This window comes from Arthrobacter sp. ISL-5 (assembly GCF_018613835.1).
In the GTDB taxonomy this organism is placed as follows: Bacteria; Actinomycetota; Actinomycetes; order Actinomycetales; family Micrococcaceae; genus Arthrobacter.
Genome location: NZ_JAGGPM010000018.1, coordinates 1 through 24,324, shown reverse-complemented (window position 1 = coordinate 24,324; position 24,324 = coordinate 1). Strand labels below are relative to the sequence as shown.

Annotated in this window: 26 protein-coding genes; 11 read left to right on the top strand and 15 right to left on the bottom strand. The window is 67.1% G+C overall.

Annotation, left to right across the window (positions count from 1 at the left end; genetic code table 11):
* Nucleotide 1: 1 nt before the first annotated feature.
* The 3 genes from J7I89_RS10165 to J7I89_RS10155 all read right to left on the bottom strand — a co-directional run bounded on the left by J7I89_RS10165 (nucleotide 2) and on the right by J7I89_RS10155 (nucleotide 3,015).
* Entirely contained in the window at nucleotides 2–1,078 is a 1,077-nt protein-coding gene (locus tag J7I89_RS10165) for a hypothetical protein (protein WP_251045140.1), read from the bottom strand.
* 85 nt (nucleotides 1,079–1,163) lie between these two features.
* Nucleotides 1,164–2,162, bottom strand: a complete 999-nt coding sequence (locus J7I89_RS10160; RefSeq protein ID WP_214969654.1) for a glycosyltransferase family 2 protein — start codon at nucleotides 2,160–2,162, stop codon at nucleotides 1,164–1,166.
* A 1-nt stretch (nucleotide 2,163) separates the two neighbouring features.
* A complete protein-coding gene (locus J7I89_RS10155; RefSeq protein ID WP_214969653.1) occupies nucleotides 2,164–3,015 on the bottom strand; it encodes a glycosyltransferase family 2 protein in 852 nt (283 codons plus the stop codon).
* 235 nt (nucleotides 3,016–3,250) lie between these two features.
* On the opposite strand from J7I89_RS10155, the gene J7I89_RS10150 reads away from it, so the two are divergent.
* Nucleotides 3,251–4,318 carry a glycoside hydrolase family 16 protein gene (locus J7I89_RS10150; protein WP_251045139.1) on the top strand — a complete coding sequence of 356 codons (1,068 nt, stop codon included), beginning with the start codon at nucleotides 3,251–3,253 and terminating at the stop codon, nucleotides 4,316–4,318.
* A 67-nt stretch (nucleotides 4,319–4,385) separates the two neighbouring features.
* On the opposite strand, the gene J7I89_RS10145 is transcribed toward J7I89_RS10150, so the two are convergent.
* Nucleotides 4,386–5,492 (bottom strand): metallophosphoesterase, encoded by a 1,107-nt coding sequence (locus tag J7I89_RS10145; protein ID WP_251045138.1) that lies wholly within the window; start codon nucleotides 5,490–5,492, stop codon nucleotides 4,386–4,388.
* A 258-nt stretch (nucleotides 5,493–5,750) separates the two neighbouring features.
* Here J7I89_RS10145 and J7I89_RS10140 point away from each other — a divergent pair, with 258 nt between their 5' ends.
* The 5 genes from J7I89_RS10140 (at nucleotide 5,751) to J7I89_RS10120 (ending at nucleotide 9,870) form a co-directional block, all read left to right on the top strand.
* Nucleotides 5,751–6,161: a molybdopterin-binding protein gene (locus tag J7I89_RS10140; protein ID WP_214969652.1), complete on the top strand. Its 411-nt coding sequence runs from the start codon at nucleotides 5,751–5,753 to the stop codon at nucleotides 6,159–6,161.
* The gene (gene modA / locus J7I89_RS10135; RefSeq protein ID WP_214969651.1) at nucleotides 6,158–7,000 is read left to right on the top strand and encodes a molybdate ABC transporter substrate-binding protein; all 843 of its coding nucleotides are present in this window, start codon (nucleotides 6,158–6,160) and stop codon (nucleotides 6,998–7,000) included. The genes J7I89_RS10140 and modA overlap by 4 nt, the downstream gene beginning before the upstream one ends.
* A gap of 67 nt (nucleotides 7,001–7,067) precedes the next feature.
* Nucleotides 7,068–7,913, top strand: coding sequence for an ABC transporter permease (locus J7I89_RS10130; RefSeq protein ID WP_214969755.1), 846 nt, complete (start codon nucleotides 7,068–7,070; stop codon nucleotides 7,911–7,913).
* Entirely contained in the window at nucleotides 7,910–8,974 is a 1,065-nt protein-coding gene (locus J7I89_RS10125; protein WP_214969650.1) for a sulfate/molybdate ABC transporter ATP-binding protein, read from the top strand. The genes J7I89_RS10130 and J7I89_RS10125 overlap by 4 nt, the downstream gene beginning before the upstream one ends.
* Nucleotides 8,975–9,120: 146 nt before the next feature.
* Complete coding sequence (locus tag J7I89_RS10120) at nucleotides 9,121–9,870, top strand: trypsin-like serine protease (RefSeq protein WP_214969649.1); 750 nt, start codon at nucleotides 9,121–9,123, stop codon at nucleotides 9,868–9,870.
* Nucleotides 9,871–9,980: 110 nt separating this feature from the next.
* On the opposite strand, the gene J7I89_RS10115 is transcribed toward J7I89_RS10120, so the two are convergent.
* Entirely contained in the window at nucleotides 9,981–10,316 is a 336-nt protein-coding gene (locus J7I89_RS10115) for a YciI family protein (RefSeq protein WP_214969647.1), read from the bottom strand.
* A gap of 231 nt (nucleotides 10,317–10,547) precedes the next feature.
* On the opposite strand from J7I89_RS10115, the gene clpB reads away from it, so the two are divergent.
* Nucleotides 10,548–13,217: an ATP-dependent chaperone ClpB gene (clpB, locus tag J7I89_RS10110; protein ID WP_214969645.1), complete on the top strand. Its 2,670-nt coding sequence runs from the start codon at nucleotides 10,548–10,550 to the stop codon at nucleotides 13,215–13,217.
* Nucleotides 13,218–13,281: 64 nt separating this feature from the next.
* Here the strand turns inward: clpB and J7I89_RS10105 are convergent, their stop codons facing one another.
* A complete protein-coding gene (locus tag J7I89_RS10105; protein WP_214969644.1) occupies nucleotides 13,282–14,013 on the bottom strand; it encodes a septum formation family protein in 732 nt (243 codons plus the stop codon).
* Between the two features lie 372 nt (nucleotides 14,014–14,385).
* Between J7I89_RS10105 and J7I89_RS10100 the strand changes: the two genes are divergently transcribed.
* The 4 genes from J7I89_RS10100 to J7I89_RS10085 all read left to right on the top strand — a co-directional run bounded on the left by J7I89_RS10100 (nucleotide 14,386) and on the right by J7I89_RS10085 (nucleotide 17,035).
* Nucleotides 14,386–14,619, top strand: coding sequence for a DUF3073 domain-containing protein (locus tag J7I89_RS10100; RefSeq protein ID WP_056624544.1), 234 nt, complete (start codon nucleotides 14,386–14,388; stop codon nucleotides 14,617–14,619).
* 239 nt (nucleotides 14,620–14,858) lie between these two features.
* The gene (locus tag J7I89_RS10095) at nucleotides 14,859–15,194 is read left to right on the top strand and encodes a helix-turn-helix transcriptional regulator (RefSeq protein ID WP_214969642.1); all 336 of its coding nucleotides are present in this window, start codon (nucleotides 14,859–14,861) and stop codon (nucleotides 15,192–15,194) included.
* On the top strand, nucleotides 15,191–16,168 hold the full coding sequence (locus tag J7I89_RS10090) for a TIGR03086 family metal-binding protein (RefSeq protein WP_214969640.1): 978 nt from the start codon (nucleotides 15,191–15,193) through the stop codon (nucleotides 16,166–16,168). Before J7I89_RS10095 ends, J7I89_RS10090 begins: the two co-directional genes overlap by 4 nt.
* A 39-nt stretch (nucleotides 16,169–16,207) precedes the next feature.
* Nucleotides 16,208–17,035, top strand: a complete 828-nt coding sequence (locus J7I89_RS10085; protein ID WP_214969639.1) for a VOC family protein — start codon at nucleotides 16,208–16,210, stop codon at nucleotides 17,033–17,035.
* Between the two features lie 73 nt (nucleotides 17,036–17,108).
* Here J7I89_RS10085 and purM read toward each other — a convergent pair whose 3' ends face one another.
* From purM to J7I89_RS10040, 9 genes are all read right to left on the bottom strand, one after another.
* Nucleotides 17,109–18,272: a phosphoribosylformylglycinamidine cyclo-ligase gene (gene purM, locus J7I89_RS10080; RefSeq protein ID WP_214969637.1), complete on the bottom strand. Its 1,164-nt coding sequence runs from the start codon at nucleotides 18,270–18,272 to the stop codon at nucleotides 17,109–17,111.
* A complete protein-coding gene (purF, locus tag J7I89_RS10075; RefSeq protein ID WP_214969636.1) occupies nucleotides 18,269–20,011 on the bottom strand; it encodes an amidophosphoribosyltransferase in 1,743 nt (580 codons plus the stop codon). The genes purM and purF overlap by 4 nt, the downstream gene beginning before the upstream one ends.
* 47 nt (nucleotides 20,012–20,058) lie before the next feature.
* On the bottom strand, nucleotides 20,059–20,433 hold the full coding sequence (locus J7I89_RS10070) for a hypothetical protein (RefSeq protein WP_214969634.1): 375 nt from the start codon (nucleotides 20,431–20,433) through the stop codon (nucleotides 20,059–20,061).
* A gap of 60 nt (nucleotides 20,434–20,493) precedes the next feature.
* Nucleotides 20,494–21,348, bottom strand: a complete 855-nt coding sequence (locus J7I89_RS10065; RefSeq protein WP_214969632.1) for a fumarylacetoacetate hydrolase family protein — start codon at nucleotides 21,346–21,348, stop codon at nucleotides 20,494–20,496.
* A gap of 11 nt (nucleotides 21,349–21,359) precedes the next feature.
* Entirely contained in the window at nucleotides 21,360–21,698 is a 339-nt protein-coding gene (gene uraH / locus J7I89_RS10060) for a hydroxyisourate hydrolase (protein WP_214969630.1), read from the bottom strand.
* The gene (gene uraD, locus J7I89_RS10055) at nucleotides 21,695–22,192 is read right to left on the bottom strand and encodes a 2-oxo-4-hydroxy-4-carboxy-5-ureidoimidazoline decarboxylase (protein WP_214969628.1); all 498 of its coding nucleotides are present in this window, start codon (nucleotides 22,190–22,192) and stop codon (nucleotides 21,695–21,697) included. Before uraD ends, uraH begins: the two co-directional genes overlap by 4 nt.
* A 196-nt stretch (nucleotides 22,193–22,388) precedes the next feature.
* Entirely contained in the window at nucleotides 22,389–22,817 is a 429-nt protein-coding gene (locus J7I89_RS10050; protein WP_214969625.1) for an ATP-binding protein, read from the bottom strand.
* Nucleotides 22,810–23,142 (bottom strand): STAS domain-containing protein, encoded by a 333-nt coding sequence (locus tag J7I89_RS10045; protein WP_214969623.1) that lies wholly within the window; start codon nucleotides 23,140–23,142, stop codon nucleotides 22,810–22,812. The genes J7I89_RS10050 and J7I89_RS10045 overlap by 8 nt, the downstream gene beginning before the upstream one ends.
* Nucleotides 23,132–24,324: glycosyltransferase family 2 protein (locus J7I89_RS10040; protein WP_285290197.1), on the bottom strand; the 1,193-nt coding region annotated here is incomplete at its 5' end. The genes J7I89_RS10045 and J7I89_RS10040, both read right to left, overlap by 11 nt.

Here is a 24,324-nt window from a genome sequence, read left to right as displayed (position 1 = left end):
GTCATTCCTCCAGCTTGGAACTGATCAGGTTCGCAACGTAGTCGGACGTCCGGTCCGCGGACCACGAGGCGGGGATCCGCAAAAGGGAACACGGGACCTCTTCCAGGGCCCTTCGCACGACGGCGGCCTTCTGGCTGAAGAATTCCTCGAGGGGGACCAGCCCGGTGGCGCCCAAGGCCTCGATGAGCCTCCGCGAGACCATGGGCAGTTCCGAATGAAAGTTCCCCACGATACGGGAGGTCATCCAGTCGGGGCTGCGCACCTCGTGCCGGGCGTCGGAGCCGTCGTACCGTTCCAGAAACATTGCCAGCCGTGTGAGAGCTCCTGATGAAATGCGGTCCGCACCGAAAACCTCTTCCGGATGGACCATCCGATGTTCCGGGGACCAGCGGCGCGTGAACGCCGCGGTCTTGGGATACCTGACGATCACGGGGTGGACGGCCGTTGCCAGCTTTGCCACTGAATTCGTGAGCCAGCCGGGCGCCAAGGGCTTCCGTGCGCCGCTGAAGACGTCCGGGTAGATGGTGCGGTGGTGGGGCTTGAGGAACATCGGTTTCGCATAGCCCATGAGCCTGCCGTCTGCATCCAGAAAGGCCCAGTCATCCGCCATGAATCGAACGCCGGGAATCGCGACGAGCTTGGCGACGGTGCTGGTCTTGCCCACTCCGCCCCAGGCGGGGAGAAGGACCCCGGAACCGCGGTAGTCCACCACCGCGGCGTGGACCATGGCGGCGTTTTCCCTGATGCAGAGCCGGTCAAGCAGCGGTATGACGGCCGTCAGCAGTTCACCGCTGCCCTGGATGGCGTAGCCGTCCCGGGTTTCGATGACCTGCACACGGTCGGCGGGAAGGTAGAGCGAATCGGCGGTGAAGCGGTAGGCGTCCTCGGCGTGCGACTGGTCCGCCACCGGCGTCGTTTCTCCGCTGACATGCAGCCGCAGCGGTGCGCGCGATCCGCCCAGGAACGGGGCGAGCATGTCCCGCAACTGCGATTCGCCGGGCGTGCCCGGGGCTACGTCGATGCCCACGAGACCGTGGACGTCGAAGGTGGTACCGGTTGCAGGGGCTGAGTCCCTCATGACGCCTTTTTCAGACTGGCTCATGATCGACGTAACCCGGCTGTTCCGGTGGTATGGGCGCGGATGTGTATCAGGAACGTGTGCATCAATTGATTTCCCTCCAGCTGGTGTGCGGTGCGTGTGGTCCGGCTGCCGGGCCTGCCGGCGCCGTCGGAAGGCTGCGTCCCCGGATGTACCCGCAGGTTGTCACGGCGAGCACTGCGATGACGGTGGCCGCCCGGCGGAAGCCTGCGGGGTCCTTCCCGCGGAGCTGGTCCCGGATTCCCCGGGCCACCGCGTGGGGCAGCACCCGGCGGACATACCGGCGTTCGGGTCCGAGCGCCCTCTTATGCCCCACAATCTTGCTGACCTGGGCCTTTGAAATGCCTTCCGACCACGCGCGGCGCAACATGTAGTTCAACGTGCCCCGCTGGACAGGGACGAAGTGCCGCACCAGGGCAGCAGGTTCGTACACCACGCGGCCGCCGGGGGAACCGATGACCGCCCTGATGCAGATCTCCGTCTCCTCGCACCCGAGCGGCAGGGAATTCTGCCGGCCCAGTGAGGTGTTGAAACCGCCCACGACGTCCAGGACCTCGGAGCGGAACGACATGTTGGCGCCGATGACGTTGCGAACCTCTGCCGCGACCTTGGGCAGGCCGCGGTACGAGCAGCCCACAATCCAGTCGAGCTCTTCCGCGAAGTGCGCGGGACGCTGGGTTTCCCACATCGGAACAACGCGTCCGCCGACGGCCAGCACATCGTGGTCGTCGTACAGTGCGGTCAGCCGTTTCAGCCAGTCCGGTTCCGCCTCGGCGTCGTCGTCGAGGAAGGCGACGATGCCGGCGGTGGCGGCGGCCGCTCCGGTGTTGCGGGCACCGGACAGGCCCTTGGGGCCGGTATTTTCCAGGATCACAACGTCCGAAACCGTGAAGATGAGCCTCTTATAGAGGTCCATGTTGTAGTCGACCACCACGATCGTTTGCTGGGGCGGCACTGTTTGGGTGCGGACGGATTCGACGGCGGCCATCAGCATGTCCCAGCGGTCTTCCGTGTAGGAGCAGATCACCACGGAAACGGCCGGCAGTCCTTCGGAGTGATACATCTCATTCACCCGCCATGAGGCCCAGGACCGTTTGGGGGTCCGTTGGAACATGGGGGAGGGAGGTGCTGGGGTACTTGTACTTCACGCGCCTCAGGGCCTCTGCCCGGGCGCCGGCTGTGGGTGCGTCCCACCCGATGCATTCGCGGGCGAGGGTCCGCAGTACCCGCCACCCGTCGCGGAAGGTGTGGAGGTTCGAGTTGCCGGAGATCCGGGTGAGTTCGTTGCTCGGAACCTCGGCAATCCGAAGCCCCGCCCGGGAAGCCCGGACAATCAGCTCGGTCTCGATTTCGAAGCCTTCCGATTCTAGCTCCAGGATCTCGAGGCATTCGCGGCGCATGGCAATGTAGCCGTAGCACAGGTCGGAGTAGTTGCTGTGGAGCACAATGTTGGCCAGCCCGGTCAAAGCCCTGTTGCCGGTGCTGCGCAGCAGGGTAATGTCGTCCGAGCCTCCGCCCGTGACGTAGCGCGAACCTTTGACGAAGTCGAACTCGTGCTGGAGCGGCGAAACAAACCAGCCGATCTCCTGGGGATCCATGCTCCCGTCAGCGTCCAGCATGACGATGATGTCGCCGGAAGCAGCGGCGAACCCGGCCCGGATAGCCACACCCTTGCCTGCTTGCGGCTCCGAAACGACCACGACGTCGAGGCGGAGGGCACGGGCGACGTCGACCGTGCTGTCCAGGGAACGTCCGTCAACGATCACTACTTCGTCCACGTACGAGGGCATTCGACGAAGGACCCAAGGGAGGTTCATGGCCTCGTTCAGGGTGGGGATCACCACGCTAACGGAGGCCACGGGGAGGGGCACCGACTCCGGTGCGCGCAGATTGGAAACAAGTATAGGGATGGTCACTAGCCTCACCACTCATGGAGTTGTTTGCTTTTGCCCCCACAGCAGCCCTCCCGGCTATTCACCGGGAAGTAGACCAAAGCGCTCGCTGCTGCGGCAAGGGCAACTTGCTTGCACTCCCCCTGGTACATGTTCGTTTCGGCAACTTGTAAAAAGCTTGGGGTTCATTGAAGCAACCCCAGTTTTGGGGGTCGGCAGAACCTTGGAGACGGATAGTCCCTAATGTCACACTTTCCCCATGGCTATCTCTGATCACGGGATCCGGCCCGTGAGTCGTCTCCGCCGCCCGGGCATCCGCCGCCCGGGCCTCCGGCTCACGGCTGTGCTCGCCGCGCTGGTGATGCTGACGGCCTGCGGGCCCGTGGCCCAGGAAGCGCAGAGGCTGCCGCTCGGAGAGCTGCCGCCGTTGGACCTGCCGGCCACAACGGTCCCCTCCGCTAGCCCGCCGGCCACCACGGCGCCTCCCGTCAACCCGCTCCGCGCGACCGCGGCCCCGGCGAAACCGCAAGCCAGCACGGCGCCTCCTGCCGCCCCGAAGGCCCGCGCGGTGCCTCCGATCAACCCGCTGACGGCTAAGCTGCCTGTGGGCGACCTGCCAGGATGGAAACAGGTCTTTCGGGAGGATTTCACCAGCGGAGACGTTCCCATCGGCGCTTTTCCCGGCCCGGCCTACGAGGCTGACTGGAGCGCGGGGTACAAGGACGGGGTGCCGGACACGGCCGGTCAACAGGGGAAGAACTCCCGCTACTACCCGTCCAAAGTGCTCAGCGTCAAGAACGGCATGCTGGACTGGTTCCTCCACACGGAGAAGGGCATCTCCATGGGTGCCGCGCCCACGCCCAAGATTCCGAACGACAGCTCGAATCCATACCGCGCAAACAGCCTGCTCTATGGCAGGGTCTCGGTCAGGTTCAAGGCCGATTCCCTTCCGGGTTTCAAGACGGCCTGGCTTCTGTGGCCGGACAGCGGCGTGTGGCCGAGGGACGGGGAGATCGACTTCCCCGAAGGTGATCTCGCCACATCCTTCTATGGAGCAGTGCACCGCCGCAGTAACAGTCCGTCTGACTCTGACCTGATCAGGTCGCACGCCATGTTCACCACGTGGCACGTCGCCACGATGGAGTGGAGCCCGGGGAAGGTCGAATTCTTCCTGGACGGCGTCTCCCTCGGAGCGGGAACTACCAGGGTGCCGAACACGCCCATGCACTACATCCTGCAGACCGAGTCCTGCCTGCCGCGCTGCCCGGCGCCGGCCACGGCCGGGCACGTCTACCTCGACTGGATCGCCGTCTGGACGAAGCGCTGAACTGCCCGGCCGGGTATTGCACTACCGGCTGAGTTGAACTACCCGCTTTGAACCACCCGCCGAAGCACTACTTCCGTTCGATGGTGAAGCTGTCGGTGAACGTGTATCCCTCTGCCGGGACAAACCTGGCCGAAAGCCGGGCGGCGGTGGCCTTCACGTCCAGCGTGCCGAGGGCGGGGTCACGGTTCCTGCCGGACCAGCTGGCGAAGTATCTGGCTTCGGAATCGTCATCCCGCACGTCATAGAGCCCCACTCCGCCTGTTCCCACGGTCGCAAAAACGGTCCCCTCGCCCTGGGCCATGCTTGCGTCGGAATCGGTGATGCAGCCACTGGAGAAGGCATCAGGCACCAGGGCGGGACACCCAAGGCCGCCGCCGATCTGGTGGCTCCGCTGGTACACGTGGTCATGACCTGTCAGCACCAGGTCCGCCTTCTTCTCCATCAGCATGTTGGTGAAGCCCTGTCCGGCCTGGCAGCCGTACTTGCCCACGCTGAGGCAGGGCGTGTGCATTCCCACGACCGTCCAGGGAATGTTCCGCGACTTCGCACCGTCGAGTGCGTCCGCGGTCCATTTCCAGCGCTCGCTGTTTCGCGAGTAGTCCAGGGTGTTGCCGTCGTGGAACTTGATGCCCGGAGACACCATGATGAACCGGACCAGGGGCTCCTGCTCCGGGTAATCCACGTACCACTGCGTTCCGTACTCGCCCTGGAGGCCGGGAAGTTTATTGGGCAGGCACTTGACGATGTTGGCGATGTCGCCGTCGTGGCCGTCGCTTTCGTGGTTCCCGGTAACCACCTGATAGGGGAAGTCGGTGCCCAGCTTGCCTGTGACCATGTCGCAAAATTCCTGCTCGATCCCGGCTTGGTAGGAGTAGTCCCCGAGCGCCAGGTTCAGCTGCGGCCGGAGGCCGGCGATCGTGTCCAGGACTTTCCTTGCCCCGGTGCTGACTCCCACGTCGCCCTGGGCGGTGAAATGGGCGGTGGGCACGGCCGGTTCGGAGGAAGCGGACGTTGCTGAGGGACTGGAAGTGCCCGGCGAGCCGGACGATCCGGGCGGGCTCGACGGCGGCGGCTGCGGCAGTCCGGGTTGGCAGCCGGTGAGCAGCAGGGTCAGGGCCAGAAGCGCTGCCGGAACCACGCCGGACCACATCCGCTTTCTTGACGGTCCAGTCATGATCCCTCGCATCACAGAACGGAACCTGCTGCCGTGGATCCGGCACCAGGCATCAGACATCGCGCCAGGGCGGAGCAACTGCCAGGCCCTCAGACTAATGCCAGTTCCGAGGACCTGACCATAGCCGGAAACCCCGGAATCCGCCGCCCGGCCGGGCAGGGTGGGGTCGGGCCGGGGCGGCCCGGCCCAGCCAAGCCAAAAGTGCATTTGCGGATAAAATACTTCTTCCCCTCCGCAAATGTGGAATAAAGTAGTCGAATGACAATGATTCGCGTTTCCGAGGCAGCCCGGTTCCTTGGCGTCAGCGACGACACCGTCCGCCGGTGGACCGAGGGCGGCAGCCTGACCCCGCTCAGGGACTCTGCAGGGCGCTTGGCCGTGGACGGTCTGGAGCTCGCCCGGCTGGCCAAGAAGCAGGCGAGCCTTCCGGAGGATCCCGCGAGGGCGGGCAGTTCGGCGCGCAACCGCTTCGTGGGCCTGGTCACGGGCATCACGGCGGACAAGGTCATGGCCCAGGTGGAGCTGCAGTGCGGGCCGTTCCGGGTGGTGTCCCTCATGAGCAGCGAGGCCGTACGGGAGCTGGGGCTGGAACTCGGCTCCGTGGCCACCGCCGTGGTCAAAGCCACCACGGTCATCATCGAGACTCCCCAGGGGAAGGGCATCATATGAGACCGGTCCGCAAAAATTCCGCCGGATTGTCCGCAGTGATGCTGCTGACCGCCGGATTGCTTGCCGCCGCCCTGTCGGCCTGCGCCCCGGGCGCACCCGGCGGTACCGGGGGCGCGCCCGGAACAGGGAACGCCGCCGCGTCCGGCACCAGCGGAGGCTCCAGGCTCTCCGGAAAGCTCACCGTCTTCGCTGCCGCATCCCTGAAGTCAGCCTTCACCAGGCTCGCCGACGAGTTCGAGCGCAGGAACCCCGGTACGGAGGTGGTGCTCAGCTTCGCCGGCTCCTCGGATCTGGTCACCCAGATCAGCCAGGGCGCCCCCGCTGACGTCTTTGCGTCCGCGGACAGCAAGAACATGGCCAAGCTGCAGGAGGCATCGCTCGTGGGCGATCCGATCAACTTCGCCACCAACACCCTTGAGATCGCCGTGCCGCCAGGCAATCCGGCCTCGATCAGCACCTTCGCCGACCTTGCCAGGCCGGGCGTCAAGGCGGTGGTCTGCGCGAGCCAGGTGCCGTGCGGCGCCGCCGCGGACAGGATCGAAAAGGCAACGGGCACCGCACTGAAGCCCGTGAGCGAGGAATCGTCGGTCACTGACGTCTTGGGCAAGGTGGCCTCGGGCGAGGCCGACGCCGGACTGGTCTATGTCACTGACGTGAAGAACGCCGGGGACAAGGTCGAGGGCATCCCGTTTCCGGAAGCGAGCCAGGCCGTGAACACGTACCCCGTCGCCGCCGTGGGCACCACCAGGAACAGGGAGCTGGCGGCCGCGTTCATCTCCCTTGTCACGGGCAGCGACGGGCAGAAAACCCTGGCCGACGCCGGTTTCGGAGCCCCGTAGGGCCGCGGCCCGGACCGGGATCAGACACGTGCACAGCAGCAGGAACGACCGGCGGCGGACCGGCGGAATGCGTCGACGACGCACCGACTACACCGGGATCCCCGCATGGATCTATGCCGCGGCCGCCGTCGGAGGGCTCCTGGTCCTCCTGCCGGTCGCAGCCATGGCCGCCAGGGTCAACTGGCCGCAGTTCCTCCCGCTCATTACCTCGGAACCGTCACTCACGGCACTGGGGCTGAGCCTCAGGACATCGGCCGCCAGCACAGCGCTGTGCATCATCCTCGGTGTGCCGCTTGCCCTCGTCTTGGCCCGCGCAACCTTCCCAGGCCAGCGGCTGCTCCGGTCCTTCGTGCTGCTGCCCCTCGTCCTGCCTCCGGTGGTGGGCGGCATCGCGCTCCTCTACACCTTCGGGCGGCAGGGACTGCTGGGCAGGAACCTGGAACTCCTCGGCATCCAGGTGGCATTCTCCACCGCGGCGGTGGTCCTCGCCCAGACGTTCGTGGCGCTGCCCTTCCTGGTGGTGAGCCTGGAGGGGGCCCTGCGGACGGCCGGCGGAAGGTACGAGGCCGTGGCAGCCACGCTCGGCGCCCGGCCCGGCACCGTGCTTCGACGGGTGACCGTGCCCCTCGTACTGCCCGGCCTGGCCTCCGGCGCCGTGCTCTCCTTCGCGCGGGGACTCGGGGAATTCGGCGCCACACTGACCTTCGCGGGCAGCCTGCAGGGAGTCACGCGGACCCTCCCGCTCGAGATCTACCTCCAGCGCGAAACTGACGCCGATGCCGCCGTCGCCCTTTCCCTGGTCCTGGTGGCCGTTGCTGTCACGGTGGTGGCGCTGTCCTACCGCGGCCCGCGCAGAACAGGAACCGCAGCGCGTACGACGGCGGCACACGCCTCCGGCGGGAGCGTCCAGTGACGTTTCGGCTGGACGCCGCGGTGGGGTCCCGCGGTTTCGATGTGTCGCTGACCGTCGGCCCGGCGGAGACGGTGGCCATCATGGGACCCAACGGGGCCGGAAAGTCCACGCTGCTGGCCGTCATCGCCGGGCTGCTGCACCCCGACTCGGGCAGGGCGGAGGTGGACGGCCGGGTCCTCTTCGACCTTGCTGGCGGCCGGTCCGCATGGACGGCGCCGCATCAGCGCGGCACGGCATTACTGGCCCAGGAGCCGCTCCTTTTCCCCCACCTGACCGTGCTCGAAAACGTTGCCTTCGGTCCTCGGAGCAAGGGGGCGCCGCGGCAGGAGGCGCGTGAAACGGCCCGCCGCTGGCTCGGCGCCGTCGACGCGGGCGAGCTGGCCACTCGCCGGCCGGCGGAACTTTCCGGTGGCCAGGCGCAGCGGGTTGCGGTGGCCAGGGCGCTCGCCGCCGACCCCCAACTGCTTTTGCTCGATGAACCGATGGCCGCCTTGGATATCCACGCGGCTCCGCTGCTGCGCCGCCTCCTCAAGCAGGTCCTTGCGGAACGGCGCGCGATCATCATCACCCATGACGTCCTGGACGCGCTCATGCTGGCAGACCGGGTGATAGTCCTCGAAGACGGCAAGGTCACCGAGGCCGGCCCGACCCGCGATGTCCTGCAGCGGCCCCGCAGCCGCTTCGTGGCGGGGCTGGCCGGACTCAACCTGGTGGCCGGCACACTCACGGAGCACGGCGTCCGGACGGCCGCCGGGCAGGAATTCGCTGGCCAGCACGACTCCGCCATGGAAGCGGGACCCTTCATCGCCGGCCAGGCAGGCGTGGCCGTGTTCCCGCCGTCGGCCGTGTCCGTCTTCCTGAGTGAAGCACAAGGCAGCCCGCGGAACTCCTTCCCCGTGGCCGTCACGGACCTGGAGCCGCACGGCGACCAGATCCGGGTCCGCGCAGGGGATCTTTCGGCCGACATCACGCCGGCAGCGTCCGCCGATCTGGGCCTGGCGCCCGGCATGACGGTGTTTTTCGTCATCAAGGCGGGGGCGGTGTCCGTCTACCAGGCGTGACGGTTTTGTGACAGCTTTAGTCACTTAATATGACATCTGTCGTAACTGCCCGTAGTGTCTCAGTTGAACCGCTTATTCGGAAGGGCATGTCGGGAGTGAGAGCGTGATCCCCGCCTCCGCCTCCCAAATGCGAAGGAGTCACCGCATTGAAAATCGCCAAACTACTGGCTGCTGCCGCGGCGGCGGTGCTGCTGGCCCCCGCGGGCGCCGCCACCGCGGCCCCCGCAGAAGACGGTTCGGTCCACAAGAACATCTCCGGCGGCAGCGCCACTCCCGTCTCCGCGGCACCCTTTGCAGCGCAGGTTTCTTTCGATGCCACCGGCACCAGGGTGGGCTGCACCGGCAGCCAGATCTCGGCCAGTTGGGTCATCACTGCCAAACACTGCAACTCGGCGACCCTGAGGTCCGTCCGCCTCGGCACCACCTACCTGCAAAGCGGAGGAGCGGTCAGGCAGGTGGCCGCTCGCTACGCCTCGCCCATGGGGGACGTCATGCTGCTGAAGCTGTCCGCGCCGTACTACGGGACCTATGTGGGCCTGTCCAGTTCCTTCCCCGCGACCGGAGCGGCCGCCAGGGTCTACGGCTGGGGCTACCAGTCTGAAGGCTCCGGCGCCATGTCCTACTTCCTGAAGACCGCCGACGTCACCGTCGCAGGGCAGGGCTCTGACACGTCCGGCGGCCCGACCGTCAGCACGCGATCTGAGACCGGCCACACCCTCAACGGTGATTCGGGCGGCCCGCTGATCGTCGACGGCAAGCTCGCGGGCGTGCTGTCCACGTCCAGCATCCTGCCTTTGCAGAACCCCTCTGACTACACCGGCTACAGCAACGATCACGCGTCCGTTGCGCGGAACCTCGGCTGGATCACCAGCGTGTCCGGGGTCGCGGGCTCCTAGCGCTCCCGGAACGGCCGGCTCGCGGAGGCAACCGGTCGGCGCCAGGAAACAGGCAACCGGCGGGCGGCGCCTTGGGGGAGTCGCCCGTCGGTTTTACATTTCCGGCGGCCTTACATGCCTGGGATGTCGAGTGCCTCGTAGACCTGGATGCTGGCGCCGGGCATCATCAGGTGGGGGTGGCCCTCGAGCAGTGCCAGGGCGCCGTCCATGTCTTCTGCCTGGAGGATGCCGTACCCGCCGACATGGGTGTTGGTGTCAGAGGTTCCGGCGGTGGTGACTTCCTTGCCTGGGCCGAGCGGATTTCCCATGTCCACGATGCCGTCGCCGGCCCTGGCTGCCCACTCCATCCAGGCCTTCATGCCCTCCTGGGCGGCTTCGGGGGAGCTCTCTGCCATCTGCGACTGTGCGGACTGCGGTGCGGCGTAAAGAACTACGAACTTCGTCATTGCGGGTCCTCCTCGCGATCGTGCCGTTGGAACCATCGGTCCCGGTCACAGCTCCGATCCTAGGGGGATTCGGGTGCTGGGGATACAGTTCAGAGGCAGTGGTTCGCCGGAAATTCACTTGCTCTTGAAGGCTGTTTTCGCTGTCGGCAAACTCGGGCGGTGAGCGCCTCCGGCCAAAGTTGAGCGTTATAGACTCAACTTAGATAATGCACTTCCCGGAAGGAGCTCGCTTTGGACGTCAAATTCACCACCAAGAGCCAGGAGGCTCTTTCGGCCGCAGCCATGAACGCCTCCACGGCCGGAAATCCCCAAGTGGAGCCGGCCCACCTGCTCAAGGCGCTGATGGATCAGCGGGAGGGAGTCGCCGTCGCGCTTCTCCGTGCCACCGGCGCGGATCCGGATGCCGTCAGCGTGCAGGCCAGCACCGCCATCAAGGCACTCCCGGCCACCTCGGGGAGCTCTGTTCAGCAGGCCCAGCTGTCCCGCACCGCCCTCCAGGCCATCCAGAACGCCCAGAACGAGGCGGACAAGCTCGGCGATTCCTTTGTCTCCACGGAGCACCTGCTGCTTGGCCTCTCAGCGGGCAGCGGCGGTGCGGGGAAGTTGCTGCGCGACGCCGGCGCCTCCCATGAAGCGCTGCTCGCCGCGCTGCCCGGTGTCCGCGGCGACCGCAAGGTGACCAGCGCGGATCCGGAAAACACCTTCCAGGCGCTGGAGAAGTTCGGCACCGACCTGACGTCCATGGCCCGTGCCGGCAAGCTCGACCCCGTGATCGGCCGGGATACAGAGATCCGGCGGATCATCCAGGTGCTGAGCCGCCGCACCAAGAACAACCCGGTGATCATCGGCGAGCCCGGCGTGGGCAAGACGGCCGTCGTCGAGGGCCTTGCACAGCGCATCGTGGCCGGGGACGTGCCCTCAAGCCTGCGCGGTAAGACCCTCATCGCGCTGGACCTGGCCTCCATGGTGGCGGGCGCAAAATACCGCGGCGAATTCGAGGAACGGCTCAAGGCTGTGCTGGAGGAAATCAAGAACTCGGACGGCCAGATCGTCACGTTCATCGACGAGATCCATACCGTAGTGGGGGCGGGCGCCACGGGGGAGAGCTCCATGGATGCGGGCAACATGCTCAAGCCCATGCTGGCCCGCGGCGAGCTGCGCCTGATCGGCGCCACCACGCTGGATGAGTACCGCGAGAACATCGAGAAGGACCCCGCCCTGGAGCGCCGCTTCCAGCAGGTCTACGTCGGCGAGCCCAGCGTGGACGACACCATCGGCATCCTTCGCGGGCTCAAGGAGCGCTACGAGGCCCACCACAAGGTGGCCATCGCCGATTCCGCCCTGGTTGCGGCCGCGTCGCTCTCCAACCGCTACATCTCCGGACGCCAGCTGCCGGACAAGGCGATCGACCTCGTGGACGAGGCCGCCTCCCGGCTGCGCATGGAGATCGACTCGGCGCCGGAGGAAATCGACCAGCTGCGCCGGGCCGTGGACCGCCTCACCATGGAGGAACTGGCCCTGGACGGCGAGACGGACGCCGCCTCGGTGGAACGCCTGGCTGCGCTGCGTGCGGACATGGCCGACAAGAAGGAGGCCCTCGCCGGGCTCAATGCCCGCTGGGAGGCCGAGAAGGCCGGCCTCAACCATGTGGGCGACCTGAAGGCACGGCTGGACGAGCTGCGCTCCGCGGCGGACAAGTACCAGCGCGAAGGCGACCTCGAAGCGGCATCGCGGATCCTGTACGGCGAGCTGCCGGCGCTGGAGCGCGAGCTCAATGCCGCAGCGGAGGAGGAATCGGCCCGCGTGGCCAGCGGAGCCGCAAAGCCCGAGCTCATGGTGGCCGAGGAAGTCACGGCGGATGACATAGCCGAGGTCATCTCGGCCTGGACGGGCATTCCCGCCGGGCGGATGCTGCAGGGTGAAAGCCAGAAGCTGCTGCACATGGAGGAGGAACTCGGCAAGCGGCTGATCGGCCAGTCCAAGGCCGTGGCCGCCGTGTCCGACGCCGTGCGCCGTGCCCGTGCCGGCATCAGCGACCCCAACCGGCCCACCGGATCGTTCCTGTTCCTGGGACCCACGGGTGTTGGCAAGACGGAGCTCGCCAAGGCCCTGGCTGACTTCCTTTTCGACGACGAACGCGCCATGGTCAGGCTCGACATGTCCGAGTACGGCGAGAAGCACTCCGTGGCGCGCCTGGTGGGGGCGCCTCCGGGCTATGTGGGCTACGAGGAAGGCGGCCAGCTGACCGAGGCCGTCCGCCGCAGGCCGTACTCGGTGGTGCTGCTGGACGAGGTGGAGAAGGCCCACCCTGAAGTCTTCGACATCCTCCTGCAGGTGCTCGACGACGGCCGCCTCACCGACGGCCAGGGCCGCACGGTGGACTTCCGCAATGCGATCCTGGTGCTCACGTCCAACCTGGGCAGCCAGTTCCTGGTGGACCCCACCCTGGACCCGCAGGCCAAGCGGAACGCGGTGATGGCCACCGTGCACGCGTCCTTCAAGCCGGAGTTCCTGAACCGGCTGGACGAGGTGGTGCTGTTCGATCCCCTGACCGTGGACGAGCTCGCCAAGATCGTTGAGCTCCAGGTGGCCGAGCTGTCCCGCAGGCTGCACGAGCGGCGGCTCTCTCTCGAGGTGACCGACGGCGCCCGTGCCTGGCTGGCCATGTCCGGCTTTGATTCCGCCTACGGCGCCCGGCCGCTGCGCCGCCTTGTGCAGCGCGAAATCGGGGACCGGCTGGCCAAGGCCATCCTGACCGGCGAAATCGCGGACGGCGACACCGTGCTCGTGGACACCGCGGCCGACGTCGACGAACTCACCGTCGAGGGGCTCGAGGCCCTCGTGGGGCCCGACGGCGGCGCCCCCGCCGGCAGCGGGCTCTCGGTCCGCCGGAAGGGCTAGCGAAAGGACCGGCCTGGACCGGCTGTGTCGGATCAGCTGCACCGGCACAGCCGCACCGGCACGGCTAGGGGAGCAGGCTGGCCTTGATGATGTTGCCGGCCGCCGCGGTGACGTAGCAGTCCACGCGGCGGTCGCCCTGGCCCCAGCTTGTGTTGCTGGGGTAGGCAAGCCGGTAGTTCAGGTCGTAGGCGTTGGATTTGCCCGTCAGCGCTGCCGACTGGCAGGCCTCCCGCGCCCTGGCTTTCATGGCGTCGGCGCCGGGGTAGCTGTCCGCGGCCGCGTAGTAGTGGACGGCCACCAATTGGGAGGAATGATTAGTGGTGCACGCCACCACCGTGGATTCGATCGCCTCCGGATCGAAGTCCTTGAAACAGTCACCCACGCGGAAATCCAGCGGGCTCACTCCCGTCAGCGGCAGGCTGGGCCGGGCGGACGCGGAGGGTGCGGCGGGGGAAGCAGTTTCCTCGGGCGCCCCGGGGTGGTTCGCGGACTGCTGCGTGGCCGTAGCCAACAGTGAGGTCAGCAGCCAGATGAGCAGGCCTCCCACGGCCAGCAGCGCGGTCACGAACCCGGCCTTGACCATGACCTGCCTGGCATCCGCAGTCGGGCGGCGCCATGCGGTCCGGGACGTGATGCGCGGCGGCGCGGCGGGGTGGGGAGGAACTGTGGGGTGGGGAGGAATGGCCGGGTGCGGCGGCGCGGCCGGATGGGGAGGGGCGGCCGGGAGAGGAGGCACGGTCCGGGACTGCGCAGCCGTCTGCGGGTCCTCACCGTGGGTCGGATGGTCTTCAGTCACTGGGGGCGGCACCCCTTCCGGGCGTTCTCGGCATAGCGGTCAATTCTGCGTTGAGCAGAAAAGTTGAGCAGGAAATATGGGCGGTTGGTATCGGGCGGCGAGTCCCGGCGGCCATTCCCCGCGGGGATTTCCGTCGGGTCACCGGCCCGCCTATTTTCAATCGTTCAGGAGACTCTACCGAACAAAAAATCCATGCGACCCCTTGAATGCCGCGGTTGTGGCCGCGACACCGGCCCGGCGGGCGCCCCACTGGCGAGCAGTTGCCGCCGAAAGCATGTAATCTAGGGATACGACAAATTGACCAAACATTCCGGGGCCTCACCGATAGCCAAGGTGACCACCTCCGGTCCAAGTACAAAAGGGGGTCACGCCATGGGGCGCGGCCGTCAAAAGGCAAAAGCTACCAAGCAGGCTCGGGACATCAAGTACTACTCCCCGAACACTGACTATTCGGCCCTTCAGCGTGAGCTCACGGGTCCGGGAAGTCGTGCAACGAGCCATTTCGCGAATGAACCGGTCGAACCGGACTATTCAGCCTACGTGGATAAGTACGCGGACGATTTGGACGAAGACGACGACGAGGTTGACACCCGTCGGATCGGTTAGTCGTTCCAGCCTGAATGTGCCGTAAGGCACTCAGCTGTATGCCGCGGTCGTACGTATGTGCGTCGTTCTCTTCAGGCACCCGTTTTTCTTGTTCCCTGATTTCCGGAGGGCTTGCCTTCCGAGCCCAGGGTCCAGCACAGCTATTACGCCCGCCGGGCATGCCACTCAGTGGCATGCCCGGCGGGTTTTTTAGTGCCCAAAAGAGCTGTTGACGGAATGCGTTAGTGGACGCTAACGTAATGACCGTGCTTGATCCCCTCGAAGTCGCCGCGGAACCCAACCGCCGCCGCCTGCTGCAGCTGCTGGCGGGCGGCGAGAAGACCGTAACGGAGCTTGCACTCGAGTTCACCGTCAGCAGATCCGCCGTCTCACAGCACCTGCTGCTGCTGGAGCAGGCCGGACTCGTGGTGGCCCGCAAGGAAGGCCGGAACAGGTTCTACCGACTGGACGCCGCGGGCATGAACGAACTCCGCCGGCTCTTTGATCAGTTCTGGACCAGCGAGCTGGACCAGCTCGTGGCCGACGCCGGCAGGCATGCCGCTCTTCCCCTCCACAACCCCAAGGAAAAATCATGACTTTCGACAAGACTGTCCTTCTCCCGCTGGATATCGACCAGGCGTTTGCCCTGATCACCGAGCCGGAACGCCTCCGCCGCTGGCAGACCGTTGCGGCCCGCGTCGACCTGAAGGTCGGCGGTGAGTACCGCTGGACCGTCACGCCGGGGAACCACGCCACCGGCACGTTCAGCGAGATTGAACCGGGCAAGCGAGTGGTGTTCACCTGGGGCTGGGAACAAAGCGACGCGATGGCGCCGTCGGACTCCGTCGTGTCCATCACGCTGGAGCCGGCCAGCGGCGGCACCTCGGTACGCCTGGTCCACGAAGGCCTCAGCGAGCAGCAGGAAGTGGCCCATGCCGAAGGCTGGAACCACTACCTGGGCCGCCTGGTGGCCGAGGCAACCAGCGGAGACGCAGGCGCGGACGAGTGGGCGGCTGCTCCGGACCCCCTCAACGAGCTCGTCGCTGCCGATGCCACCCTGGCGGTGCTGGAGCGTGTGCTGCGCTCGCTCACTCCGGCGGACCTCGACGCCCAGACCCCCTGCGCCGACTACAACGTGGGCCAGCTGCTGGACCACCTGGCCGGTTCGATCAGCGGGATCGGGCAGGCGCTGGGTGCGCCCGTCACTGATGACGCCGCGAAGGCCCCGGAAGCCCGCATCGCCGACCTCGCGCAGCCGGTTCTGGAAGCCTTCTACCGGCGAGGACTGGAAGGAACCGTCGACATGGGCTTTGCCGAGCTGCCCGCCACGATGGTTGCCGCCATCCTCAACCTGGAATTCCTGGTTCACGCCTGGGACTTCAGCAAGGCGCTCGGGGCAGACCTGAGCGTTTCAGATGCCCTGACCGACTACGTCGAGGTGCTCGCCCAGCAGACCATCAGCGACCAGGTCCGCGCCGGCGGCAGTTTCGCCCCCGCCCAGCAGGTGGCGGAGTCGGCAACCAGCCTGGAGCGGCTGGTGGCCTTCACCGGACGGCCTGTGCACGTCTAGCCTGTTAGGGATGTCTGTCCAACGGAAGGAATGAGCGGCATGGTTCAGCGCAACGGGTACAACCACGGGGAGGTGTGCTGGACCGACGTCCAGACCCCCGATGTGGCGGCCGCGAAGTCCTTCTATGCCGCGGTGTTCGGCTGGCGCTACGAGGACCTCCCTACGCCGGACGGGCGCAGCTACTCGAAGGCCTTCCTGGACGACGACGTGGTGGCGGTCATCGCGCCGCAGCCTCCGGACCAGGAGGCCGCCTCCGCGCCTGCGCAGTGGAACGTCTACCTCGCCGCTGACGACGCCCGCGCCATCGCCGAAGAGACCCCGCTCGCGGGCGGCACGGTGCAGTTCGGGCCAGAGGAGGTCGGCGACACCGGAACCATGGTTTTCGTGGAGCCTCCCGGCGGCGGCGCGACCGGCGTCTGGCTGGCCGGAACCCACCCGGGCAGCGGACGGTACGGCGAGCCCGGTGCGTTTTCATGGGCCGAGCTCGTGACGCCCCAGCCGGCGGCCGCCGTCGGATTTTTCCAGCGGCTGTTCGGCCATGACGTGACCGAATACCCGCAGGACGACGGCGGCACGTACACCACGCTGATGGTGGACGGCGCAGAAGTGGCCGGGGTCGCCCCGGCGCCGTCGCTGGATGAGGACATGGAGCCGGAGGAGGACGCCGGGCCGGAGGAGGAGACGCAGTCTGGCGACGAGCTGGGCTGGCAGGTCTATTTTGGCGTGTCCAGCGTGTCCGAGGCCGTGCTCGCTGCCGTGGCAGCCGGGGCTGAGGTGCTGGTTGAGCCCGAGTTCGCCGAGGATGGCGGTTCCATTGCCACGCTGAAGGACCCCCAGGGCGGCGTGTTCAGCGTCCTCGAGGTCTAAAAACGCATCGAGTGCTCCGTACCTGCCCTTATGAACCTTCTAAAGGGCCGGTGGGGAGCACTCGATGACGTATTTAAGCGTAGGTATTGACCATCTGCACGGCCCCGCCGTCCACGCCCTTGGCGCCCTGGACGTAGTCCGGCCCGGTCTTGAGCACCGAGTCGGAGGCGGCGCTGACGGCGCCCATGATCCAGGACGGCAGGCCGCGTTCGTTCAAGCGCGCCACAGCGGCGTCCGCCGCGTCCGCGGAAACGATGGCCACCATGCCCACGCCGAGGTTGAGCGTGCGCTCGAGGTCGGCCAGCGGGACGCGGCCGAGTTCCGAGACCAGCTTGAAGATGGCCGGCAGTTCCCAGGTGGAGCGGTCAACCGTGGCCACGAGGCCCTGGGGCAGGACGCGGGCCAGGTTTGCGGCGAGTCCGCCGCCGGTGACGTGGCTGAAGCCGTGGACGGCCCGGCCTGCGGTCACGGGGAAGGCGCGGGCGAGGTCGAGGCAGTCGGCGGCGTAGACGCGGGTGGGTTCCAGCAGTTCCTCGCCCAGTGTGCGGCCCAGTTCGGAGACCTGGCGGTCCAAGGCCCAGCCGGCGTGGTTGATGACGCGGCGGACCAGTGAGTAGCCGTTGGAGTGCAGGCCGGAGGAAGCCATGCCGATCACCACATCGCCGGCGCGGACGCGGTCCGGTCCCAGCAGGGCGTCGGCTTCAACAACGCCGGTGGCTGCGCCGGCGACGTCGTATTCGTGCTCGCCCAGCAGGCCCGGGTGCTCGGCGGTTTCGCCGCCCACCAGGGCGGTGCCGGCCACGGAGCACGCGGCCGCGATGCCACGGACGATGTCCGCGATGCGCTCGGGAACCACCTTGCCGCAGGCGATGTAGTCGGTCATGTACAGCGGCTCGGCGCCCACCACCACGATGTCGTCCACCACCATGCCCACGAGGTCGAAGCCGATGGTGTCATGGATGTCCATGGCCTGGGCGATGGCCACCTTGGTGCCCACGCCGTCCGTGGAGGTGGCCAGCAGGGGCCGCTTGTAGGTCAGCAGCCTCGAGACGTCGTACAGGCCGGCGAACCCGCCGACGCCGCCAATCACCGAAGCGTTGTGGGTCGCCTTGACGGCGCCCTTCATGAGCTCGACGGCGCGGTCTCCCGCTTCGACGTCGACACCCGCGGACGCGTAGGTGATGCCGGCGTTGTTCTGGGCGGCATTCATGTCAGCAGTGGAGGAGGCGGAAGTCATACGGACTCTTTCTTATCAGCGCCGACGATGGCAGCGTCGTGGTGGACGTCGGAAACGCGGTCGGCGTCGGTGAGCAGGTTCTCGAACTCGGAATCCGGCCCGGGATCGCAGCCCGTGGCGCCCGGCTTCTCCGCCGGATCCTCGGTGACGGGGATGCTCTCCGGGTTTCCGGGTGACACGAGTGCAGGTTCCGCGGGGGCTGCGGCGGCGCGGGCTGCAGCGGGGGCAGCGGCACGGACGGTATCAGCGGCAGGGGAGACCGGCAGGCCGCCGAGGTCCGTACGTTCCAGCAGGTTCTTGCCGAGCTTGTCCGAGCCGGGGAGCTCAATGGGGTACTTGCCCGTGAAGCAGGCGGTGCAGAGGCGTTCGCGGGGCTGCCTGGTGGCGTCGATCATTCCGTCTTCGGAGATATAGGCCAGCGAATCGGCGCCGATGGCCTGGGTGATTTCTTCGATGGTGGCGCCGTTGGCGATGAGTTCGGCCCGGGACGCGAAGTCGATGCCGTAGAAGCAGGGCCACTTGACCGGCGGGGAGGAAATCTTGATGTGGACGCTCGCGGCGCCCGCTTCGCGGAGCATCCGCACGATGGCGCGCTGGGTGTTGCCGCGGACGATCGAGTCGTCCACCACCACAACACGCTTGCCCCGGATTACGGATTCCAGGGCGTTGAGCTTGAGCCGGATGCCGAGCTGGCGCAGCGTCTGCGAGGGCTGGATGAAGGTGCGGCCCACGTAGGAGTTCTTGACGAAGCCGTGGGCGAACGGGATGCCGGATTCCTCGGCGTAGCCCACCGCGGCTGGAGTGCCGGACTCAGGGACGGGGATGACGATGTCCGCTTCCTGGGTGTTTTCGCGGGCCAGCTGGCGGCCCATCTCCACGCGGGATTCGTACACGGACCGCCCGGCGATCGCGGCGTCGGGGCGCGCGAGGTACACGTACTCGAAAACGCAACCGGCCGGCGTCGACTCCGCGAAGCGCTGGGACCGCACGCCCTGCTCGTCGATGGCGATGAATTCGCCGGGCTCGATCTCCCGGATGAAGCTGGCGCCCACGGTGGCCAAGGCGGACTGCTCGGAGGCGACCACCCAGCCGCGCTCCAGCCGGCCGAGGACCAGCGGGCGGATGCCGAAGGTGTCGCGGGCCGCGTACAGGGTGCCTTCGTCCATGAAGACGAAACAGAAGCCGCCGCGGATCTTGGGCAGCAGCTCGATGGCGGTCTGTTCGAGGGTCTTCCCCTCTTCGCCTTCGAGCAGCGCCGTCACGAGGGCGGTGTCGGAGGTGTTGCCCTGCTTCATCTCGCCGCTGAGCTGGCCGCCGTTGCGCTCGTTGATCATGGCGTTGAGTTCGGCTGTGTTGGTCAGGTTGCCGTTGTGCGCCAGGGCCACGGTGCCTGTGGCGGTGGCGCCGAGCGTGGGCTGGGCGTTGGCCCAATGGCTGGCTCCGGTGGTGGAATAGCGGCAGTGGCCCACAGCCAGGTGCCCGGTCAGGGTGTTCAGCGTGGTCTCGTCGAAGACCTGCGACACGAGGCCCATGTCCTTGTAGACGTTGATCCGCTTGCCGTCGCTGGTGGCAATACCAGCCGACTCCTGACCGCGGTGCTGCAGTGCATACAGCCCGTAATAGGTGAGTTTTGCTACTTCTTCACCTGGTGCCCAGACCCCGAAGACGCCGCAAGCGTCCTGAGGGCCTTTTTCGCCAGGGAGAAGATCATGAGAAAGTTTTCCATCGCCGCGTGCCACTGGTCGATTATCTCACGTCATCGGGTAAGGAACTTCCGGCGGCCCGTTTATGACCGGAGGCCGGGTTCGCCGTTGTCGTCCCGCGTGCGGTCCCTGGAAGTGTCCCGTTCCGCGTCAGGCAGGGCCTGGTCCGCCTCGGGAGCGGCCTCGACGACGGCGTGCCGCGCCCGCTTGACGCTCAGCCGGTCCAGGACCAGCGCCGCAATTGCGCCGAGGATCACACCGCCGGCGCCGCACAGCACCATGAAGAAGCCGAAGACCGCGCCGCGGTCGTAGCTGGGGTCGCCGGGAAGCGCGTAGGCAATGACCGCCGCCGCGGCAATGCCCACAATCCCGCCCAGGATCAGGAACGGAACATACTTGGGTGCGCGCCGCACGGTGATTTCGCGCCGTTCAGGCATGGGGTGGTCGTCAGAAGCCATGCCATCTAGCCTACTGTCATCCGGCGGTGCGGCCGCCGCCGCTGCCCCGGGCGGCCTTGTTCAGGCCCGCCCGGCGTCCACGAGCCGCTGCCGCTGCTCGCCGAGGAGCTTGCCGCCGGACATCCGCATGACGTCGCCTGCCTTGAGGTACGGGAACCGTCCGGACAGCGCCACGCCTTCCGGGGTGCCTGTGGTGATGAGGTCGCCGGGTTCGAGCACCATGTACTGCGAGAGGCGCCGGACCAGTTCGGCGGGACCGAACACCATGTCCGCCGTCGAACTGTCCTGCCGGGTTTCGTCGTTGACCCACGACGCCAGCCGGATATTGCCCGCATCAACGTCCGTGGCGGGCACGAGCCACGGGCCCACCGGGTTGAACGTGGGGCAGGACTTCCCGAGCGACCACTGCGGCCCGGAGTGTTCCAGCTGGTACTCGCGCTCGGAGACGTCGTTGGAAAGCACAAAACCCGCGATGCACGCGGCGGCATCGGCATCGGACCCCAGATAGCTGGCCCGCCGGCCGATCACCACGCCGAGCTCCACCTCCCAGTCCACCCGCTGTGCACCGGGCGGGATCACGACGTCGTCGTCAGGTCCCACGACGGTGTTGGGGTGCTTGAAGAAAATGATGGGCCGCTCCGGCACCGGGAGGCCGGATTCCGCGGCGTGCGCAGCGTAGTTCAGTCCGACGCCGATCACGGCACCCGGCCGCGCTATCGGGGCGCCGATGCGCCTGCCCTCGATGGTCACCTGCGGAAGGCCTGACAGGTCCAGTTCGCCGAGTTGGCCGGCCCATGCCTGCAGGAAGTCGCCGTCGATGTCCCGGGTGACCGGCCGGAGGTCATACGCCCGGCCCCCGTCGTCCAGGACCACGGGGATCTCGGCGCCTGCCGGGCCAATACGCATTAGCCTCATGGTTGCTCCTTTCAGCTTCCGCGGTAGGTGGAGTAGGCGAAGGGGCTCAGCAGCAGCGGCACATGGTAGTGCTCGGCGCCAGTCACTTCGAAGACCAGGTCCACCTCCGGGAAAAACGTGGACGTGCCCTGCTGTGCGTAGTAGGTGCCGGTGGCGAAGTTCAGCCGGTATTTGCCGGGCGCCAGCCGCTCGGGGCCGAGGTCCTTCGCGCGGCCGTCGGCATCGGTGGTGCCGCTCGCCAGCTGGGTCCAGTTGCCGCCGTCGTTCGCGTAAAGCACGACGGCGACCCCCGCCGCCGGGAGGCCGGCGCCGGTGTCCAGGACGTGGGTGGTGACGTGGGAAACGGTCATTCGCTGATCACTCCTTCGAGGCGCAGCAGGGCGATTTCACGCAGCTGCTGGGCAACAATGGCGTCTTCCTGCGCCGGGGTGTTGGCCAGGCGCTCGTTCAGCGCGGCCAGGATTTCGGGGGCGGTGCGGCCGGCGGCGCGGATCAGGAAGACCCGGCCGAACTTTTCCTCGTAAGCGCGGTTTCCGCGGGCCAGCGCTTCGGCTACAGCGGTGTCCGCCGGGTCGACGCCGGACTGTTCCGAGCGGGACATGGACGCTTCGGCGGTTTGGGCGGCGGGGCGTTCGCCGATGCGCGGGTGGTGCGCCAGCGCAGCTTCGATCTCTTCGGCCGTGAACGGTGCCGCGGCCTCGCGGGCTCCGTCCAGGAGTTCCCCGACAGAGGCGAACGGCCGTGCGTCGGCGATCTGGTCCACCCAGCGCTGGACGTCGATGCACGGCCGGAGTACGGCCCTGGCAGCGGCTCGGTCAGCGTCATTGAATTCGGCAAGCTTCACTTGGTGATTCCTCAGGCAGGTGCTGGCATCCACGGTGACGGCTATGCGGAGAGCCGGGCCTTCTCCCGGCGAAACCAACGTGCGAACCGCACCTTAGTTCCGCATCATGGAACTGTTATTTCAGCATACGTAATAGTGAAGCGGACGGAGCGCTCCGGTGTCAAGGATCAGCGACGGATCGCCGCAGCTCTGGCGGTCAGGCCGGGGTTGAGTCCCGGGACAGGATCCAGACATTGGTCCCGTCCTGCCGAGTGAATGTCACGGTGGTGACCAGGGCACGGATGAGGGCCAGGCCGCGTCCTGACTCGGCGTCGTTGCCGGGCATCCTGGGCTCCATCCCGCCGCCTTCCGGCCGCGCGGCGCCAAAAGCGCTGACACGGGCTTCCAAGCTGGACTGCCGGATGCTGATGTCCACCCCAAGTTCAACCGGCGCCGCCGACTCCGGCACCGCATGCTGCACAACATTGGCCGCGGCCTCGATGACGGCGGTGGTGAACGTCATGCGGTCCATGTCAGGAACGAACGACGCGTCCTCCCACAGGGCGTCCAGCTGGTTGTGGACGGATTCGATGGCCTCAGGCGTGGCCCGGTCCCGGAAGCTCCGGCGGGCCAGGGCATCAGTCATTTTCGAATGCCTCAGCGGCCGAGGCATAGGAGGTCAGGACACGGTCCATGCTTGTCAGTTCCAGCACCATCTTCACCTGCGGCTGGACGGCCGCGATCCGGAGGTCGCCACCTGCCTGCCGCGCGGCCTTGAGGCAGCCGATGAGGGCGCCGAGGCCGGAGGAATCCATGAAGGCGGTGTCCTCAAGGTTCACCACGATGCGGCTGGACCCCGATGCGACCACGTCCGCCACGAATTCCCGGAGTTTGGGCGCGGACACCATGTTCAGCCGCCCGGCCGCCCTGATCTCCGCATACGAGTCCTTGACCTCATAGCTAAGTTCCATCGATCTTCCTTTCCTCGATCAAGCCCTCGGCGGGGACGGCGTCCCCCTCCTGCTGTGAAGTCTCCGGCTCGAATCCCTTGTACTGCACCGCGCGGACCAGGATCCTCATGACCGCGATGTCGAACACCACCCAGGCCACGTTGACCAGCGTACCGACGGGTTCGGACAGTCCGGCGGCAAGGCGCGCCATGCCCACTGCGGCCGCGATCACCAGCAGCACCGCAACCACAATCTGCGGGCGGATCAGGCTCCAGCTCGGACCGCCGGTCTGGCGGTCTTTCGGGGTGACCGCAAACCCGAGGGGACGTCCGAACCAGGCGTTGCGGGCCGCCGTCGTGCAGGCCTTGATCCAGGTGGGAAACAGCGCGAGGCTGTACTGCTGCCCCCGCCACGTGGGGATCCCCCGGCCGGCGACGGCGAACAGCAGCTGATTGACGATCATGAACGGGATGAACCGGACGAAGAAGTCGGCGTTGAGGCTGCTCACCGGCAGGATGCCGAGCAAAAGGTAGACGATGGGCGCGGCGAAGTAGACCACCGCGGCAAATCCGCTCAGGTAGGTCCACATGGTGGCGAAGTACATGAGCCGCTGGCCCCATTTGAGGCCGCGCTGCACCAGCGGGTTCTCGCGGAGCAACACCTGCATGGTGCCCTGCGCCCAGCGCAGCCGTTGCGTCAGCATGGTGGCGATGTCCTCCGGAGCCAGGCCGTAGGCGAGCACTTCGTGGTGGTAGACGCTTTGCCAGCCCATGGCGTGCATGCGCATGGCGGTGGCCATGTCCTCGGTCACCGAGATCGTGGCCAGCGGCATGACCGGCTGGGCTTCGCCGGTGCGCTCCACGGATAGGGCGTCCAGCACGGCCTGCACCGACTCCATGGCCCCGAGCGGGGACCAGTCCCGGGCGGACATGCGCTGCACGGCGTCGTCGGCCCCCACCGGGACGCCGGATTCGCCCACTTTCGCGAGTTCCATGGCGGCGATTTCTTCAAGGTCTGCCTGCAGCGCGGACACGTCCGCCTGGACCAGCGTCTGGACGGCCCGGTCCACCCTGCGGCGCACCCGGTAAGTGATCTCGCTGAGCGAGTCGCCGTCCGCGACGAAAGCATTGAGCCGCGGGACGGGGACTTCGAAGCTCAGCGGGTCAGCTAGATTGGCATCGGGTGCCGTTGCATCGAGTCCGA

Bases quoted from the DNA above. Each gene is read 5' to 3' on its own strand.
- J7I89_RS10165 (WP_251045140.1), bottom strand. From the start codon at position 1,078: ATGAGGGACTCAGCCCCTGCAACCGGTACCACCTTCGACGTCCACGGT.
- J7I89_RS10160 (WP_214969654.1), bottom strand. From the start codon at position 2,162: ATGTATCACTCCGAAGGACTGCCGGCCGTTTCCGTGGTGATCTGCTCC.
- J7I89_RS10150 (WP_251045139.1), top strand. From the start codon at position 3,251: ATGGCTATCTCTGATCACGGGATCCGGCCCGTGAGTCGTCTCCGCCGC.
- J7I89_RS10145 (WP_251045138.1), bottom strand. From the start codon at position 5,492: ATGACTGGACCGTCAAGAAAGCGGATGTGGTCCGGCGTGGTTCCGGCA.
- J7I89_RS10140 (WP_214969652.1), top strand. From the start codon at position 5,751: ATGACAATGATTCGCGTTTCCGAGGCAGCCCGGTTCCTTGGCGTCAGC.
- modA (WP_214969651.1), top strand. From the start codon at position 6,158: ATGAGACCGGTCCGCAAAAATTCCGCCGGATTGTCCGCAGTGATGCTG.
- J7I89_RS10130 (WP_214969755.1), top strand. From the start codon at position 7,068: ATGCGTCGACGACGCACCGACTACACCGGGATCCCCGCATGGATCTAT.
- J7I89_RS10115 (WP_214969647.1), bottom strand. From the start codon at position 10,316: ATGACGAAGTTCGTAGTTCTTTACGCCGCACCGCAGTCCGCACAGTCG.
- J7I89_RS10100 (WP_056624544.1), top strand. From the start codon at position 14,386: ATGGGGCGCGGCCGTCAAAAGGCAAAAGCTACCAAGCAGGCTCGGGAC.
- J7I89_RS10095 (WP_214969642.1), top strand. From the start codon at position 14,859: ATGACCGTGCTTGATCCCCTCGAAGTCGCCGCGGAACCCAACCGCCGC.
- J7I89_RS10090 (WP_214969640.1), top strand. From the start codon at position 15,191: ATGACTTTCGACAAGACTGTCCTTCTCCCGCTGGATATCGACCAGGCG.
- J7I89_RS10085 (WP_214969639.1), top strand. From the start codon at position 16,208: ATGGTTCAGCGCAACGGGTACAACCACGGGGAGGTGTGCTGGACCGAC.
- purM (WP_214969637.1), bottom strand. From the start codon at position 18,272: ATGACTTCCGCCTCCTCCACTGCTGACATGAATGCCGCCCAGAACAAC.
- J7I89_RS10070 (WP_214969634.1), bottom strand. From the start codon at position 20,433: ATGGCTTCTGACGACCACCCCATGCCTGAACGGCGCGAAATCACCGTG.
- J7I89_RS10065 (WP_214969632.1), bottom strand. From the start codon at position 21,348: ATGAGGCTAATGCGTATTGGCCCGGCAGGCGCCGAGATCCCCGTGGTC.
- uraH (WP_214969630.1), bottom strand. From the start codon at position 21,698: ATGACCGTTTCCCACGTCACCACCCACGTCCTGGACACCGGCGCCGGC.
- J7I89_RS10050 (WP_214969625.1), bottom strand. From the start codon at position 22,817: ATGACTGATGCCCTGGCCCGCCGGAGCTTCCGGGACCGGGCCACGCCT.
- J7I89_RS10045 (WP_214969623.1), bottom strand. From the start codon at position 23,142: ATGGAACTTAGCTATGAGGTCAAGGACTCGTATGCGGAGATCAGGGCG.